Raw genomic sequence first — 17,632 nt, forward strand, 5'->3', positions numbered from 1 at the left:
TCAGCAGGTCCTTCGGTAGGCCACGTCGGGGATCAGCTCCGACCATTCGGCGGCGGTGAGTCCGCGTCCGGCCCGGGCGCAGACCACCGCCTCCGCTGTGTCCGGGACCAGGTTGGTGCTCACCACGCCGCCGTCGGCCGAGACGGTGTGCAGCAGGGTGTCGTCGGCGCTGAACGCGACCGCGCGCACCTCGTGGCCGTGGTCGAGGACGGGCAGGCCCACCGGCCGGTGGGTGCGCGCGTCCCAGAGCCGGACCTGCCCGTCGGCGCCCGCGGTGGCGATCAGCTTGCCGTCGTGGGAGTAGGTGGCGGCCAGCACCGCGTTGGTGTGGCCGACCAGGGGCGGATAGAGCGGCCTGGTGGTGACCGCGTCCCACACCCAGGCGCGGGCGTCGATCTCCGGGCCGATCTGGCTGGCGCACGAGCAGTCGTTCTCGCCGCGCTGGACGAGCTGCTTGCCGTCCGGGCTCCACGCCAGGGCCTCGCTGCTGTGCTCCTTGGCGAACGGCTCGGCGGGCGGCCGGCCGCCGCCGGGCTGCCACAGCCAGGTGAGCGAGGAGTGGCTGAGCGCCAGCGTGCGCCCGTCGGGGCTCCAGGCCAGTGCGGTGATGAGGCTCTCGCCGGGCGAGGCGACCGCGCCGGTGCGCACCAGCCGGCGCACGTCCCACACCGCCACCTCCCGGTCCTCGGAGGCGATGGTCAGGGACCGGCCGTCAGGGGTGAAGGCGAGCGCGTAGACGTTCTGCGGGTGGTCCACGTCGTTCGCGCGCAGCGTGATGGTGCCGATCGTGCGGCCCGAGGGCACCTCCAGGAGCACGACGGAGTTGAGCGTGCGGGGCAGGGCGAGGGTCTTGCCGTCGGGGGAGAAGGCCATCGCCGGGACGACCACGGCGGTGCTCTGCATGGTCTCCCACCACAGCGGCCACGGCCCGGCCGCGCTGCCCAGCAAGGCGCGGCTCTCGCGGTCCCAGAAGCGCAGGGTCTGCTTGTGCAGCGTCGCGACGACCTTCGTGTCCGGGCTGAGCGACACGCCCGCCGCGGGCCGCCGGTCGTCGCCGAGGAAGCGCGGCGCGGTGTGCGCGCCGACGTCCACGACCCGGACCGAGCCGTCCAGGCCGTGGATGCTCAGCACGCCCTCCCGGCTGAGGCCCAGGCCGTTCACCCCGAAGCCGGGCGTGGTGAAGCGGGCCACCTCGGTCATGGTGGCCGTCGCCCACACCTGGACCATCCACCCGTTCGCCGACACCAGCAGCCGGCCGTCCGGGCTGAAGACGGCGTACTGGGTCAGGTCGCCCTCGCCGGAGCCCCTGGCCACCTCGCCGTAGCGCGGCTTCGCGCCGGGGTCGTCGAGGGACTGCAGGGCGACGCGCTGGTAGACGCCGTAGGTCAGCAGGCGGCCGTCGGGGCTGACGGCCACCGCGCCGGGGGACTCGGGGCCGCCGCGCTTGCCGTACGGCACGCGCATGCGCAGCGTGGCCGAGGCGCCGAGGTCGTAGACGTCGAAGCCCTTGCCGGTGTCGACGACCGCGAGCCGTCCCGCCGGGTCCACGGCGATGCCGCCCGAGGAGGCGACCGGCAGGCCGGGCACCGGGGCCAGATCGGGCAGCCGCAGGAGCCGGCGCGAGTCGGTGGGCCGGTCGAGGGCGACGACCAGGTCGGGGGCCGGGGTGACCTCGTGGTCGGCGGTGAGGCCGGCACGCAGCTTCCTGCCCGAGGCGGCCTCCCAGAGCGCCTCGGCGGCGATCACGTAGCGGCCGTCGGCGGTGAAGACCGGGTCGTAGCGCTCGTCCACCGCCTGGCGCAGGGTGCTGACCAGTTCGCCGCCGGGCAGCCGCCGCGTTTCGAGGTCGCGGCCCTTGGCGACCAGGGCGAGCTTGGCCGGGGGGTCGTAGCGCACCGCGCCGTCCAGTGCGAGCACGTCGAGTTCGCGCTGCTGCTGCGAGCCCAGCAGGGCCGATCGGGTCTCGTCGGTCCGGGCGATGCGGTGGGCGGCGACGCTGAGGCGCAGCGCGGTGCGCGGGTCGGACTGGCGGAGCTCGGCGACCCGGGCGGTGAGGCTGTTGGCGACGGCGATGTCGCGCCGGTGGTCGGCGTTGGCCCGCTCGGCTCTGGCGGTGGCCAGCGAGCGCTCCGACTGGCGGCGCAGGAGCTCGGCCAGGCCGCCGAGGGTCACCGAGAGCACCAGCAGCATGGTCAGGCCGATGACGGCCAGGCGGCGGAAGCGGACCCGGCGGCGGGCGTGGGTGATGCTGGCGTTGAGGAAGGACCGTTCGCGGGCGGTCAGCTCGACGTGCTTGCGGCCGGTGGCGGCCCACTCGGTCGCGCGTTCCAGGGAGCTGCCGCCCAGCAAGTCGCCGTCGCGCCGGCCGCCCGTCTCCCACGCGTGCGCCGCCGTACGGATCTGCTGGAGGCTCTCCAGGCCCGGGCGGTCGTCGGCGAGCCACTGGCGCAGCCGCGGCCAGGCGTGCGGGAGGGCGGCGTTGGCGAGGGTGAGCCGGTCCTGGAGCCGCAGGAGCAGGCCCGCCTCGACGAAACGGGCGGCGATCGTGGGGGAGGCGTCGATCTCGCCGGGTTCGACGGCGTGCAGGTCGTCGCCGCTCGCGCCGATCATCCGCAGCAGCAGGCGGGGCACGGCGGCCTGGTCGGCCGGGTCGAGCTGGTTGTAGGTGGCCTCGGCCAGCTCGCCGAGCTCGGCTCTGGGAGCGGCCAGGCGGTGCGGGGCGTGCACCGCGGCGGCGGCGTGGCTGCCGTGGGCGAGCAACGAGCCGTTGACCCGGGACGGGCCGGTCGCGGCTCCCGCGCCGAGCAGGCCGAGCAGCAGGTCGCGGGCGCTCGGCCGGGCCGCCGGGTCCTTGGCCAGGGCGGCGGCCACCAGGTCGCGCAGCGGCTCGGGCAGGGGCCGCAGGTCGGGCTCGGCGTTGAGCACCTGGTGCGCGATGGCCGCCACGTTGGCGCCGCCGAAGGCCGGCCGCCCGGTCGCGGCGAAGACGACGACCGCGCCCCAGGAGAAGACGTCGGCGGCCGGGCCGGCCTTGGTGCCGTGGAAGAGCTCAGGGGCCATGTAGGCGGGGGTGCCGATCAGGCCGCTCTCGGCGGTGAGCGAGCCCTCGACGATGCGGGCGATGCCGAAGTCGATCACTCGGGGCCCGTCCGGGCCGAGCAGCACGTTCTCCGGCTTGAGGTCGCGGTGCACGACGCCCGCCTCGTGGATGGCGGCCACCGCGGTGGCCACGCCGGTGGCCAGCCGGTGCAGGTCGTCGGCCCGGTACGGCCCGGCCGCCTCGACGGCCGCCTTGAGGCTCGGACCGTCGACGAACTCGCTGGCGATGTACGGGCGCTCGCCGGCCACGTCGAAGGCGAGGATGCGCGCGGTGCAGAACGAGGAGACGCGTTGCGCCGCGGTCACCTCCTTGCCCAGCGGGCGGGCGATGCCGTCGGCGCGCAGGACCTTCAGGGCGACGCGCCCGCCCTGCGGGTCGTAGGCCTCGTAGACGACGCCCTGGCCGCCGGAGCCGAGCCGGCCGGCGAGTGCGTAGGAGCCGATGCGGAGGGGGTCGCCGGGGGCGAGCGCACCAGTCATGCCCAGTGAGATGCGGGAAGGGGCGCGAAAGTTCCGGCGGCCACGGGGATGGCGCTGACCTGCAGTAATGATCGAATGGGCGATTTGTCCATAAAGAGAAGTTAATGATTAGATGTCCGCATTGGCTCCCCTTTGCGCGCTCTTTGCGGAGGGATGCGGCCGCCTCCCCCTTTCTCTTCCTTCCCTTCTTCCTTCCTCCGGAGGACCTCGTGCGCAAGCGCGCCCTCGTTTCCCTGTTCGCCGCGGCTGCTGCCACCAGTGGCGTCATCACCGCCCCGGCCGCCGCCGTCGCCCCCGTCTTCGCCGAGGTCCAGGGCCCCAGCATCGACGACCTGCGCGCCGAGCTGCGTGCCGCCACCAAGGCCGCCGACGCGGCCGAGACGGCCTACCTGGCCGTCGCGGCCAAGGCCAACGACGCCGAACTGGCCGCCATCCGCGCCGAGGACGCCGTCGCCGCGGCCAAGGCCAAGCTGGACGCGCTGGCCGGCGTGGCCTCCAGCGTCGAGTACGAGAAGGCGGTCGCCGCCGTCGCCGCCGCCAAGGTCGAGGCCACCAAGGCCGCAGAGGAGGCCGAGCGGCTCGCCAAGGCCGCCGCCGGCTCCGCCGAGGCCGCCGAGCGCGCCACCGGCGCGGTGGCCGACGCCGAGAAGGCGCTGGCCGAGGCCAAGGAGGCCCTGCCCGGCCTCGCCGCGGCCGCCGCCGAGGCCCGCGACGCGATCGCCCCGCTCAAGTCCGCCTACGACCAGGCGCAGAACTCCTTCGTGACCGCCGGCCGCGAGCACGTCCAGGCCGTCGCCCGTCTGGAAGCGGCGCGGCAGGCGCTGGCCGCGCTCGGCCCGGACGCCACCGAGGCCGAGCGCGCGGCCGCCGAGGAGGAGGTCCGGCTCGCCGGAGCCGAGGCCGACCGTCTCGCCGCCCTGCGGGCCGAGGCGCTCGCCGCCCGCAACGAGGCCAAGGCCGCCTACGAGTCCGCCGTCACCAAGGCCGAGCGGGCCGAGGCCGACCTGCGCGAGGCCGAGCGCCGCCGCGACGAGGCCGCCGACCGGCTCCCTGGCCTGCGCGCCGAGGCCGAGCGGCTGACCGCCGCCGCCGGGCAGGACGAGAGCGCCGCCCGGGCCGCCGCCACCGCCAAGACCGCCGCCGACGCCGCGCTCGCCACGGCCCAGCAGGCCCTCGACGCGCTGGAGAGCGCCGAGTCCACCCGGGAGTACCGCGAGGCCAAGGCCGAGCACGTCCGGCTGACCGAGGCGGCCAAGGACGCCCGCGCGCAGGCCGACCAGCTCGCCGGCGAGGCCGCCCGGCTCAAGGAGATCTGGGACAACGCCGAGAAGCGCGTGAAGGCCGCCCAGGCCGCGCTCGACGCCGCGCTCTTCCCGGTCGCGATCTCCGGCATCACCGTCTCCACGAGCGGCGTCCGCTACCCGGGCCGCCAGGTCCCCGTGTTCGTCACCGTCTACACCAAGAGCGACGCCGACCAGGCGGTCGTGAGCTGCCCCGGCTTCACCGTGGCCCTCGAAGAGACCGTCAGCGGCGTCTTCGACTCCGGCTTCCACCTGGAGCCGGGCGACCCCAGCCGGGCGACCTGCAGCGTCAAGGTGTCCAACACCCACGGCATCAGCGCCACCGGCACCTTCTCCTACGCCGCGCGCAGCCACACCAAGTTCGGCTCGCTCAACGCCTCGCCCGAGCCGGTGCGCAAGGGCCGCAAGCTCACCGTGACCGGCAGCCTGCTGGCCACCAACGCGGCCGGCACCGGGTACGGCCACCTGAACGGCGCCCGGGTGAACATCCTGTTCAAGCCGGTCGGCAAGACCACCTGGACCACCATGGCCACCGTCACCACCTCCGGCAAGGGCGTCTTCGCCCGCTCCTTCACCGCCTCGAAGGACGGCAACTGGAAGGCCGTCTACGCCGGTGCGACCGGGTACGTCGCCGCCGGCAGCGCCGCCGACTACGTCGACGTGCGCCGCTAGCCGGCCTCCGGCCCGCCGTACCCGAAGCCGATCGGGTACGGCGGGCCGTACCGTAGCGGGCGTGCGGCTGAGGAGGCACCGATAGGATTTCCCCATGGCCGCCTACTACGTCACGACGCCGATCTACTACGTCAACGACGCCCCGCACCTGGGCCACGCGTACACGACCGTGGCGGGTGACGTGCTGACCCGCTGGCACCGCCAGCGCGGCGAGGACGTGTGGTTCCTGACCGGCACCGACGAGCACGGCCAGAAGATCATGCGCACCGCCGACGCGAACGGCGTCACCCCGCAGGAGTGGGCCGACAAGCTGGTGGCCGAGGCCTGGCGCCCCCTGTGGGAGCACCTGGAGATCGCCAACGACGACTTCATCCGCACCACCGAGCCGCGGCACACCCAGCGCGTGCAGGAGTTCGTCCAGGACCTCTACGACAAGGGCGAGATCTACAAGGGCAGCTACACCGGCCCCTACTGCGTGGGCTGCGAGGAGTTCAAGTCGCCCGGCGAGCTGCTCGAAGGCGACCTGTGCCCGATCCACAAGCGCCCGGTGGAGTGGCTGGAGGAGGACAACTACTTCTTCAAGCTCTCCGAGTACGGCCCGCGCCTGCTGGAGTTCTACGAGAACAACCCGACCTTCATCCAGCCGGCCTCCGCCCGCAACGAGGTCGTGCAGTTCGTGAAGTCGGGCCTCCAGGACCTGTCGATCTCCCGCTCCAGCTTCGACTGGGGCATCCCGATCCCGTGGGACGGCAAGCACGTCATCTACGTGTGGGTCGACGCGCTGCTCAACTACGCCACCGCCGTCGGCTACGGCTCCGACCAGGAGAAGTTCGACCGCGTCTGGCCGGCCGACGTGCACCTGGTGGGCAAGGACATCCTGCGCTTCCACGCGGTGATCTGGCCCGCGATGCTCATGGCCCAGGGCCTGCCGCTGCCCGGCCGCGTCTTCGCCAACGGCTGGCTGATGGTCGGCGGCGAGAAGATGAGCAAGTCCAACCTGACCGGTATCTCGCCGCGCCAGCTCACCGAGCACTTCGGCGTCGACGCCTACCGCTACTACTTCCTGCGCGCGATCCCGTTCGGCCAGGACGGCTCGTTCTCGTGGGAGGACTTCTCCGCCCGCTACACCTCCGAGCTGGCCAACGACTTCGGCAACCTGGCCTCCCGGGTGGCGGCGATGGTGGGCAAGTACTTCGACGGCAAGCTGCCCGCCCCGGCCGCCGAGACGCCGGAGATCTCCGGCGCGCTGGCCACCGCGGTCACCAACGCCGACCGGGCGATCGGCGACGACCTCGACTTCGCCGGCGGCCTGGCGCACATCTTCGACTTCGTCCGCAAGGTCAACCTCTACCTCTCCGAGCAGGAGCCGTGGAAGGTGGCCAAGGACGACTCGCCCGAGGGGCGGGCCAAGCTGGCGACCATCCTCTACACCGCCGCCGAGGCGCTGCGCGGCGTCGCCGTGCTGCTCAACCCGGTGATGCCGGCGACGGCCGAGAAGTTGTGGGTCTCGCTCGGCGCCGAGGAGCACCTCGGGCCGCTCGCCGAGCAGCGGATCGCCGAGGCGGGCACGTGGGGCCGGCTGCCCGAGGGCGCGACCGTGACGAAGGGGGAGATCCTCTTCCCGCGCCTGGAGAGCTGAGCATGTTCGACTCCCACTGCCATCTCGACATCATGGTCGGCAACCGGCAGGCCTCCTCGGGCGACCCGGTCGCCCAGGCCGCGCAGGCCGCCGCCGCGACGGTGGAGAGCATCGTGGCCGACGCCCAGGCGGCGGGGGTGGCCCGGCTGGTCACGATCGGCTACGACCTGCCGTCCTCGCGATGGAACGCCGACGTGGCCGAGGTGCACCGCGACGTCTACGCCGGGGTGGCCATCCACCCCAACGAGGCGTTCGCCGCGACGCCCGAGGTGCTGACCGAGATCGAGGAACTGGCGCGGCTGCCCAAGGTCAGGGCGGTGGGGGAGACCGGGCTCGACTACTACCGCGACTGGGCGTCCAAGGACGACCAGCACGCGAGCTTCCGGGCGCACATCGAGATCGCCAAGCGGACGGGCAAGGCGCTGGTCATCCACGACCGGGACGCGCATGACGACGTGCTGGCGGTGTTGAAGGCGGAACAGCCCCCCGAGGTCGTGATTTTTCATAGTTACTCGGGTGATGCGGACATGGCACGGCAGTGTGCCGAGGCCGGATATTTCATGTCTTTCTCCGGGCCGGTGACCTACAAGAACGCCGGATCACTCCGGGAGGCCGCCGCGGTGGCGCCCCTGGAGCTGATCCTCGTCGAGACCGACTCGCCGTACCTCCCGCCCGTCCCGTATCGGGGCAAACCCAACACTCCCGCCTACCTCCCGTTGATCGCGAGCTGCTTGGCCGAGGTCAAGGGCACCTCAGTCGAGGAGCTCGGCGAGGCGGTCAACACCAACGGGATCACCGCCTTCGGTAGCTGGTAGGCATCTTTCGGTGAACCGGTTGTGACGCTGGGTGAGCGAGCCCTAGCGTTCTCGCCCTATGAGCGGAACGAGACGCAAGCCGCGCGCCCGTAGCCCCTGGCTGGGGCCCTGGGCTCTGCTGTCGTACGGCGCGGCGGCCCTGCTGGTCACCGCCGGGACGACCGCCCTCAGCATGGGCAAGGAGATCCAGCTCGTCGTCGACGAGCGGGTCACCGCCATGCGCACCTCCGCCGGGACGGTCTTCGAACTGCTCGACGAGGCCGACATCTCGGTGGGGCCGCACGACTACGTCAGCGCCGCGCGGCAGGGCGAGCTCGAGGACGGGGCCCGCATCGAGATCCGGCGTGCCCGGCGAGTCGAGGTGGTGGTGGACGGCGAACCGGTCACCGGGCACGTCACCGCCGACGACGTGGGCGGCGCGCTGGAGCAACTGGACATCGGGCCCGGCCGGGTGTCGGCGCCCCGGACCAGCACGCTGCCGGTCTCCGGGCTGACCGTGTTCACCGAGCGCAAGGTGGAGCTGGTCAAGGGGGAGAACCGGAGCGTCATGTACACGACCGGGGCCTCGGTGCGGGAGGTGCTGAAGGAGAAGGGGGTCCGGCTCGGGCCCGGCGACCGGGTCACGCCCGCGCTGGACAGCTTCCCGAAGCAGGGGACGGTCATCCGGGTGATGCCCGTCGCGCCGGTGCCGCCGTCGGTGGCCCGGCTGAACTGGGCGGCGCTGGCGGAGTGCGAGTCGAAGGGGAACCCGCAGGCGGTCAACAGCGCGGGCGGGTACTACGGGCTTTACCAGTTCAGCCTGCCGATGTGGCGGGCCGTGGGCGGGACGCGGACGCCCATCGCCTGGCCGGAGGCCGAGCAGACCTACCGGGCGCAACTGCTGTACCAGCGGGTGGCCGGGCGGTGGCAGGGGCAGTGGCCCAACTGTGGCGGCCGGCTGTTCAGCTGAGCTCGCTGCGGTGTGTCGCCCGGCCCGGTGATGAGGTCGGCTTCGGTTGGGGGCAGGTGAAGTCGGCTTTTGGTCAGGGTCAGCCGAGGGCGGCGCCGAAGTCGGCTCCGGTGTCCGGCTGGATCGTCTCCCGCACGTCCGAGTTGCGCCCGAGCACCGCGACCGCCCCGTACGGCCCGCGATCCGGCAGCCCGACCACCAGCCGGTTCCCGCTGAAGGAGACCGCGGCGCCCATCCGCCCCTCCGGCTCGGCCGGGCTGAGCGTCCGGTCGTTCTTGCCCGGCCCCACCACGCGGACCTCGCCCGTCCCCGGCACCCCGATCGCCAGCCGCCCGTCCGGTGACGCGGCCAGCGAGACCGCCCTGGGCTGGCGCAACTGGCTGGTCTGCTTCAGGTCGGCCCCGTAGAAGCGGATCACCCCCTCCTCGGGCGCGCTCACCGCCAGCCCGGCCTCGTCCGAGTACGCCAGCGCATAGCCGAACCGCGCGCCCGGGGGCAGGTCGGGCGCCTCCCACTTGGTGGCCGTGATCCGCTCGGCCAGCACGTCGTGGATCACCGACACCGAGCCGGTGTCGGCCTGGCCCTCGTCCACCTGCCGGCCCGCGCCGTCGTTGTTCTCGTACGGCACGCCGATCACCAGGCTGTTGTCCTTGGCGAAGGTCAGGGCCCAGCCGTACTGGTCGCCTGTCTCGCCGTTGCCGGGCACCTCGGGGGGCTCCTGGCTCAGCCTTCGCAGGGCGTCGACCTTGCCGGTGTACACCGCGCCCTGGTCCTTGGCGCTCGCCTCGTCCTCGTACGGCGCGCCGATGGCCACCAGGTCGCCCTTGGCGGCCAGGGACCAGCCGAAGTGCGCGTCGGGCTGGGGGGAGGTGGCCACCAGGCGGCTCGGGGGGTCGGTGGCTCCGCCGTACAGGACGTAGACCGCGCCCGCGTCCCGTACACCGTCGACGTCCGCGTACGGGGCGCCGACCAGGACGTCGGCGCAGCCGTCACCGTTGAGGCTGGCCAGCCGGACCGTCCAGCCGTAGCCGTCGCCCTCGGCCAGCTCGGGGGCGGGCAGGGCGACCGCCTTGCCGGCCGACAGCAGGTAGGCCGCGCCCGGGCCGGCGAACGGGTCCCCGACCACCGCATCCTCGACCCCGTCCCCGTCGTGGTCGTCCACGGTGGTGGTGTCACACGCGGCACCCCGCTGGGCCGCCTGGGCGGACGCGGGGTGGAACGGGGGCAGCGCGAGCAGCAGCATGGCCGCGACGATCACGGTGGAGCGGGTCATGGGCGCACCTCGATCATGGTTCGGCCGGTCAGCAGGCGCACCCCGATCATGGTTTGGCCGGTCAGCAGGCACACCCCGATCATGGTTCGGCCGGTCACAGGCGCACCTCGATCTGCCGGCTGCCGTCCGGCGTGGTCGCGGACAGTCTGGCGGCCTTACGGTACGGCGCGAGGTCGAAAACGAACACCCCGTCCAGCCGGCCTCCCGGAACGATCGTCGCCGGCAACTCCACCGAAACCGGCTCATGTCCCGCTTCCTGGTCATCAATCAGGCTGACCGTGGGGTTGCCCAGCGGCCTGGCCGTCCCACTCGGATTGATCAACGTCCACCTGACCACGCAGAGCTGGCCGTTGCTGGACGTGACCTCCTCATAGCTGGTTAGCCCACACTCCGCCCGCCCGGTGACGATGAGCTGCAACGCATCGACCTCATCGCCGAGCGCGTAACGCCGCCCGACATCACTGCTCCGAACAACCTGCCCGGGCGTCGACACACCGGTCGAGGCCCTGGGCGTTGTCGTGGTGGTCGGCTTCGTCGCCGTGATCAGGATCGCCCCCGTGACCGCCAGCGCCGCCAACGCGGCCCCCGCCGCGATCAACCACCGCGCACTCAGCGACTTCGCGGCCGGCTCGGCGGGACTGGTGTGATCCTCCTCGGACGGCACCCTGGTGCCCTCCACCCCCGCCCCCGCCTGCCACGGCACCACCTGCGGCGCCCACTCCCCAGGCTGCGACCCGCGCTCCGCCTGCGGCGCCCAGCCGCCGGGCTGCGACCCCCGCTCCACCTGCGGCGCCCAGTCCCCCGGCTGGGACCCTTGCCCCGGCTCCACCTGCGGCGCCCAACCCCCCGGCTGGGACCCTTGCCTCGGCTCCACCTGCTGAGGCCCGCTTCCCTGGTGTCGGGTTCCGGGCGCCTGCTCCCCTTCTCCCTGGTAGACCCCCCGCCCAGCCGCAGAGTCCCGCTCGGCCGGCCGCTCCCCGGGCCGCGACCCCTCCTTGGACCCGCCTGGGACTCCCTCATCCAGCTCGGCGTCCACAGCCCCCGCACCACCCGCCAGCGGCCCGGCCACCTCCTGGAACTCCTGCTCCAACGCCGCCCGCTCGGCCCGCTCCCGCTCCCGCCGTTCCTGCCGCCGCCGAAGCACCCCACCCTTACGCGGCCGCTCCGCCTCCCCGGCCGACCCGGAGGCAGCCGAATCGGGCCCTTCCACCACGTTCTGCGGCGGCTGCCACGACTGATGCAACATCTCCGTCGCGATCACCGTAGGCGGATCGGCAGCCACCTCCCGCCGCACCGGCCCCCCGCCCCCCACCAGCGCAAGCACCAACTCCTGCGCCGTAGGCCGCTCCCCAGGCTCCTGCCCGGTCGCCTGCCGTACGAGCTCATTGAGCGGAGCCGGAAGCGCCCCCAGATCAGGCTCGGTGTTCAACACCCGAGTGGCCAGGGTGATCACATCCCCCCGACCATACGGATGCCGCCCGTTCCCGGCATAAGCCACCACACACCCCCAAGCGAACACATCCGCCGCAGGCGTGATCGGTAACCCCCGTACCTGCTCAGGAGCCCACCAACCCGGACTCCCCAGCAACTCCCCGGACAAGGTGAACCCGGTCTCCCGATCCAACGCCCGGGCGATCCCGAAGTCGATCACCCGAGGCCCGGAGAGCGAAAGGATGACATTCGCCGGTTTGAGATCCCGATGCACCAGCCCGGCGTTGTGGATCGCCGCCAGCGCCGCCGCCACCCCCAGCGCCACCCCGTGCAGCGTCCCCGCGTCCAGTTGCCCGAACCGGGCGATCTGCTCCGACAGCGGGGTGCCCGCGATGTACTCCGTGACCATGTACGGCCGGCCGTCGTCGGCGTTGCCGTTGTCGAGCACCTCGGCCGTGCAGAACGACGCCACCCGGCGTGCGTTCTCCACCTCCGCGTGGAAGCGCGCGGCGAAACCCTGCTGGTTCGCGTACTCCGCTTTGACCACCTTCACCGCGACAAGTCGCCCCACGGGAGCCCTTGCCAGGTACACCGTGCCCATGCCGCCTTCGCCCAGCCGGCCGAGCAGGCGATACGGCCCGATCTCCCGCCGATCCGTCGGCCGGAGCGGCGCGGCACCCGTTGGATCCATCGGGGAAGTCCCTTCGTCGTCCACAACCACCCTCCCCTCGGCCATCGCAGGTAGTTCGGTGCGGGAGACTGGATGGATGAGGGGAACAGTATGAGTCTGCTCGGTCCCGTGGAAATACGTAATTTGGCGCAGAGGCTGGATCTTCGTCCCACGAAGCGGCTGGGTCAAAACTTCGTGATCGACGGCGGCACGGTGCGCAAGATCGTCCGTACCGCCGAGCTCGCGGAGTCCGACGTCGTGCTCGAGGTCGGGCCGGGCCTCGGCTCGCTCACGCTAGCGCTGCTCGACGAGGTCTCGCGAGTCGTCGCCGTCGAGATCGACCCGGTGCTCGCGCGGCAACTCCCGATCACCGTCGCCGACCGTGGCCTGAGCGACCGGCTCACCGTCGTCGAGGCCGACGCCATGCGCGTCCACGCCGACGACCTCGCCGGCCACCAGCCCACCGCGCTCGTGGCCAACCTGCCGTACAACGTCGCCGTGCCCGTCGTCCTCCACCTCCTCGCGGAGCTCCCCTCCCTCCGCAAGGGCCTGGTCATGGTTCAGGCCGAGGTCGCCGACCGCCTCGCCGCCCGTCCCGGCTCCAAGGTGTACGGCGTGCCGTCCGTCAAGGCCGCCTGGTACGCCGACGTCCGCCGCGCCGGCCCCGTCGGCCGTACCGTCTTCTGGCCCGTCCCCAACGTCGACTCCGGCCTGGTCTCCATGGTCCGCCGTGACCCGCCCACCACCACGGCCACCCGTGCGGAGGTCTTCGCCGCCATCGACGCCGCCTTCGCCCAGCGCCGCAAGACCCTCCGCGCCGCCCTCTCCACCTGGGCCGGCACCGCCGCCCGCGCCGAACAGGCCCTCCGCGCCGCCGGCGTCGACCCTTCCCTGCGCGGCGAACAACTCGAGGTCACCGACTTCGCCCGCATCGCCGAACACAAACCCACCTAACCCCGGCCACCCCACCCCCTCCCAGTCCCTTCCCGGGAGACTCCCAGGCCCCTTCCCAGGCCCGCCTCCACCCCCGGGTCCGCCTCCACCCCCCTCAGGGCCGCCTCCCCCCCGGGTCCGCCTCCACCCCCCGGGTCCGCCTCCACCCCCCGGGACCGCCTCCACCCCCCGGGACCGCCTCACCCTCCGGGGACGGGGGCGTCAACGCCCGATCTCCCAGGCTGTCGCCACCCATCGCGGGCCCCCCTCCGCAGTGCTCACCCTCGCCCCCTCCCCATCCACAATCCCGCCGTCCACCGGCCGCCGCCACCCACGATCCGCCCGCCACCCGATGCCCAGCCCGGTCACCACCCGCCAGCCGCCGCCCGCCGCCCGCCGCCGTAGCCCAGCCCGGTCACCATCCGTCACCCGGTGACAACCGCTGCCGCCGCCCGCCGCCGTAGCCCAGCACTGGCCACTGGCAACCGAAGCCCCAAACCGTGTCGCCCCCGGTCACCCGGAGCTCGGTGTCGCCGCCAACCACCCAGTCCGCCCCATGTGGCGCCACGGATGGCGGCCGGATGCCCGTCCTAAGCCCGCTCGGTTGTCCATGCCCCAGGCACACTCCCACGCCTGAACCCGGCCTTCCTCGCTGCTCGTAGCGACAGCCCCACCCCAGCCACACCCCCGCCTCCCGAGCGCCAGAGCTGCCTCCTGAGCACCAGAGCTGCCTCCTGAGCACCAAAGCTGCCTCCCGAGCACCAGAGCTGTCTCCTGAGCGGCAACGCCGTCTCCCCAATGCGGCCACCCATCGCAAAGCCCGGCGAGCTGTCTCCCGGACCGAGCGCGGTCACGAGCGATATCCACAGCCCCCGCCCCACCGCCACCCTCATCCACAGAACGCCGTTCACCGCTGCGGCCCCGCCCGCCCCCCATCACATCCTGGCCTCCTCAATTCGCTCTCACTTTCGAGGAGACCTAATGCCCGCCTTCCCAGCCCTCCTGACCATCAGCGGAGGCATGCTCGCCACCCTCACCGCCCTCCCCACCCCACCAGCGACCGCAGCCCCCTCCCAGCCAACGCCGTGCCAGGGCACAGTCACCCTCCCCAGCGCCTACGCCCCCCTCTTCGACGACCCCACCCCCACCCCCGTCGCCCACGTAAAGATCCCTCTCACCCTCCCTCCCGCCGCCTGCCACCCCGCCTACGCCGCAGCCCTATCCAAAGCCGGCATAACCCTCACCTCCACCCCACCCAAACCGACACCCCCGCACTCCGCCCCACCCTTCGACCCCACCCAATCGCCGTCGACCCGCACAAGCCCCTCCTCACCCCTAGCCGACCTCGCCTCGGCCCCGACTGGTTCCCTCTCGGCCTCAAGGGATGACTTGTCGACCCCAAAAAGCCCCTCCACCGCCCCTGCGGAACCACCCTCCACCGCCCCCGGGGAACCGCCCTCAGCCCCTAAGAACCCACCCACCACCCGCAGCCAGCCACCCGCCAACCACGCCGCCCACCCCAACAACAGAGCCGATGCGCTCACAACCCACCCGTCTACCCCCTCAACCTCGCCCCGGCGAGCCGTCCAGTGGACCCACACCCAAGCCCACCCCCCGACCTGGCCCGCCTGGCTAGCCCGCTGGACCACCAACCACGCCTGGCCCACCCCGCCCCTTCCCTCCAGCCCCCGAGGTTCCGACCGGTGGGTCACCGATTGGCCGGGCGCGGATCGCCCGGCCTTCTACCAGCCGGACGTCGATTGGCCCGGCTCGGACCGCCCAGGCTTCGACCGATGGGATGTCGACTGGCCCAACCTCGATCGACCCGGTGCGGGTCTGCCGGACCTGGACCGACCCGGACCGGAGCGCCCGAATCCCAAGCGCCCGACCCCAGGCCGCCCGACCCCCGGCCACCCGAACCCGGAGCGCCCGACCCCAGGCCGCTCGACCCCCGAGCGCCCGAACCCCGACCACCCGAACCCCGACCACCCGAACCCCGACCACCCGAACCCGGGCCGCCCCAGCTTCGACCACCCGAACCCCGACCGCCCAGTTCCCAAGCGCCCCACCCCTCACCGCCCCGCCAAGCCCCCCGCACCTCCACGCCTCTCAAAGGGCGACCGAGCAGCCTCCGCCGCTCTCACCAAGCTCGGCATCCCCTTCTCCTGGGGCGGCGGCTCCTCCACCGGCGCCACCCGCGGTATAGGCCGAGGCGCCAGAACGGTCGGCTTCGACTGCAGCGGCCTCACCCTCTACGCCTGGTCCAAAGCCGGCGTGAAGCTGGGCCACTACACCGGCACCCAGTTCCGCCAAGGCCGCCGTGTCTCCATCCGCGACCTCCGCAAGGGCGACCTCGTCTTCTTCGGCGGCGGCCAGGGCGACCCCACCCACGTCGGCCTCTACCTGGGCGGCGGCGTCATGGTCCACGCCCCCAGGACCGGCGACTACGTGAAGAAGACCCAGTTCCTCAAGTCCAGGTACTTCCGCCCCATCTACCGCGGCGCCGTCCGCCCCGGCTAACCACCGCTTCCGTTAGCCCTCGTCCGTCGTCTGGTGGCGGTCGGTCTGCCTGGCAATCCACCGGCCTGGTCGTCCGCCTGCCAGTCGTCCGCCGACCTGGTCACCCACCGATCAGGCCGGTGGAGGGCACCCCCGTACCGGCGAGAGCAGTCCGTTCCGACCCACGCCGACACCCGGCTCTTGACGTTCGGTTCCCGTAGCCCGGGCCCCGAGTCCAAGTCCAGCCCCAGGGTCCGGTCCCTCGGCGTCGGAACTGCATGGCACCGGAAGGGGCCTGGGAAAGGTAAAGAACGCTTCGCATTTAGCTCTCACGCAGGCAATCGCCGCAGTTCGGGTGGGGTTTGTTGCGGGGAATGCCTGCCGTGGGAACGGTCCCCGATACGATCAGAAGCCTTCGAATCGCTGGGATGAGAGTAGAAGAACGATGAGCTCGGTGACCGTACGGGTGCCCGCCAAGGTCAACGTCCAACTGGCCGTGGGACCGCTACGGGATGACGGCTACCACGACCTGGTGAACGTCTTCCACGCTGTCTCGCTCTTCGACGAGGTGGTCGCCAAGGAGTCCGAGGCGGTCACGGTGCGGGTCGAAGGGGACAACGTCGAGCAGGTGCCGCTGGACGACAGCAACCTGGCGATTCAGGCGGCGCGGGCGCTGGCCAAGCATGCGGGGCGGACGTACGGGGTCGAGCTGATCATTCGGAAGGCCATTCCCGTGGCGGGCGGAATGGCTGGGGGCAGTGCGGATGCGGCCGGGGCGTTGGTGGCGTGCAACGAGCTGTGGGGGTTGGGACTGCCGCGCGAGGATCTGATGGAGATCGCGGCTGATCTCGGGAGCGATGTGCCGTTCTCGCTGCTCGGAGGGACTGCGGTGGGGACGGGGCGGGGGGAGCAGTTGACTCCTGTACCGGCTCGGGGGCGGTTTCACTGGGTGTTCGCGGTGGCTGACGGGGGGTTGTCCACGGCGACGGTGTATGGGGAGTGTGATCGGCTTCGGGAGGCTACCGGGGAGAAGGTGGCCTGGCCGCAGGTGAGTGAGCCGCTGCTGGCTGCGCTGCGGGAGGGGGATGCTGCGGGGCTGGGGGCGCTTCTGGCCAATGATCTGCAGCCGGCGGCGGTGATGTTGCGGCGGTCGCTCGCTCGGACGTTGGAGGTCGGGCAGGAGCTCGGGGCGCTTGGGGCGATCGTGTCCGGGTCTGGGCCGACCTGTGCGTTCCTGGCTGCTGGGGAGGAGCAGGCTGAGAAGTTGGCTGTGGCCTTGATGGGGGCTGGGGTTTGTCGTACGGCGGTTACGGCCTATGGAGAGGTGCCTGGGGCTCAGATCATGGCCGCCTAGGTGGGTGAGAGCGCGTGGTCTGGTCAACCCGTTGATGGTGGGCGCCCGCTTACCGGGTCCGGTCTGAGCGGTTTGGTGACGAACCTCGATGGCTGGCTAGCCGGCTGGTTGGGCTTGAAGGATGGGCTGGACCTGGCCATGGGTGGCGGGAGGGCTCAGGCCGGGGCGGTGGTGCGGCTCGGCGGCGGTTCAGGTTGCTGTGCGGTGGTGGGGGGCGTGGGGGCCAGCCCTGGGTGCGCAGGCCAGGGGCTCAGCGGTGAGTGGTGCAGGCTAACTGAGCTCAGCGGTGTGTAGTGCAGGCTGGCTGGGATGAGCGGTGTGCGGTGCTAGCGGGCTGGGATAAGCGGCGGTGGTGCTGGAGGGCTGGGATAAGCGGTGTGTGGTGCTGGAGGGCTGGGGTCCAGGGATGGTGGTGCTGGCGGGCTGGGCTGAGCGGTGGTGACGTGGTGGGCTGGAGTTCAGTTGTGAGGTGTGCAGGCGGGGTGGGGCCTGGCGAGGGTGGTGTCGGCTCGGGCGG

10 protein-coding genes are annotated in these 17,632 nt (G+C 72.4%); 7 read left to right on the plus strand and 3 right to left on the minus strand.

Annotation, left to right across the window (positions count from 1 at the left end; all coding sequences use genetic code 11):
* Positions 1–3,579 carry a protein kinase gene (locus tag ACIBG7_RS33170; RefSeq protein WP_397338743.1) on the minus strand — a complete coding sequence of 1,193 codons (3,579 nt, stop codon included), beginning with the start codon at positions 3,577–3,579 and terminating at the stop codon, positions 1–3.
* Between the two features lie 209 nt (positions 3,580–3,788).
* On the opposite strand from ACIBG7_RS33170, the gene ACIBG7_RS33175 reads away from it, so the two are divergent.
* The 4 genes from ACIBG7_RS33175 (at position 3,789) to ACIBG7_RS33190 (ending at position 8,955) form a co-directional block, all read left to right on the plus strand.
* Entirely contained in the window at positions 3,789–5,552 is a 1,764-nt protein-coding gene (locus ACIBG7_RS33175; protein ID WP_397338744.1) for a hypothetical protein, read from the plus strand.
* A gap of 94 nt (positions 5,553–5,646) precedes the next feature.
* On the plus strand, positions 5,647–7,191 hold the full coding sequence (gene metG, locus ACIBG7_RS33180) for a methionine--tRNA ligase (protein ID WP_397338745.1): 1,545 nt from the start codon (positions 5,647–5,649) through the stop codon (positions 7,189–7,191).
* A gap of 2 nt (positions 7,192–7,193) precedes the next feature.
* A complete protein-coding gene (locus ACIBG7_RS33185; RefSeq protein WP_397338746.1) occupies positions 7,194–8,006 on the plus strand; it encodes a TatD family hydrolase in 813 nt (270 codons plus the stop codon).
* A 58-nt stretch (positions 8,007–8,064) separates the two neighbouring features.
* The gene (locus tag ACIBG7_RS33190; protein ID WP_357923155.1) at positions 8,065–8,955 is read left to right on the plus strand and encodes a ubiquitin-like domain-containing protein; all 891 of its coding nucleotides are present in this window, start codon (positions 8,065–8,067) and stop codon (positions 8,953–8,955) included.
* Between the two features lie 79 nt (positions 8,956–9,034).
* Here the strand turns inward: ACIBG7_RS33190 and ACIBG7_RS33195 are convergent, their stop codons facing one another.
* Entirely contained in the window at positions 9,035–10,228 is a 1,194-nt protein-coding gene (locus ACIBG7_RS33195; protein ID WP_397338747.1) for a hypothetical protein, read from the minus strand.
* Between the two features lie 94 nt (positions 10,229–10,322).
* A complete protein-coding gene (locus ACIBG7_RS33200; protein ID WP_397338748.1) occupies positions 10,323–12,374 on the minus strand; it encodes a protein kinase in 2,052 nt (683 codons plus the stop codon).
* Positions 12,375–12,440: 66 nt separating this feature from the next.
* On the opposite strand from ACIBG7_RS33200, the gene rsmA reads away from it, so the two are divergent.
* The 3 genes from rsmA to ACIBG7_RS33215 all read left to right on the plus strand — a co-directional run bounded on the left by rsmA (position 12,441) and on the right by ACIBG7_RS33215 (position 17,115).
* Entirely contained in the window at positions 12,441–13,283 is an 843-nt protein-coding gene (gene rsmA, locus ACIBG7_RS33205) for a 16S rRNA (adenine(1518)-N(6)/adenine(1519)-N(6))-dimethyltransferase RsmA (protein WP_357923157.1), read from the plus strand.
* Between the two features lie 999 nt (positions 13,284–14,282).
* Positions 14,283–15,782, plus strand: a complete 1,500-nt coding sequence (locus ACIBG7_RS33210) for an NlpC/P60 family protein (RefSeq protein WP_397338819.1) — start codon at positions 14,283–14,285, stop codon at positions 15,780–15,782.
* A gap of 424 nt (positions 15,783–16,206) precedes the next feature.
* A complete protein-coding gene (locus ACIBG7_RS33215; RefSeq protein ID WP_397338749.1) occupies positions 16,207–17,115 on the plus strand; it encodes a 4-(cytidine 5'-diphospho)-2-C-methyl-D-erythritol kinase in 909 nt (302 codons plus the stop codon).
* The last annotated feature ends 517 nt before the right edge of the window (positions 17,116–17,632 follow it).

This window comes from Nonomuraea sp. NPDC050328 (genome assembly GCF_044459405.1).
In the GTDB taxonomy this organism is placed as follows: domain Bacteria; phylum Actinomycetota; class Actinomycetes; order Streptosporangiales; family Streptosporangiaceae; genus Nonomuraea.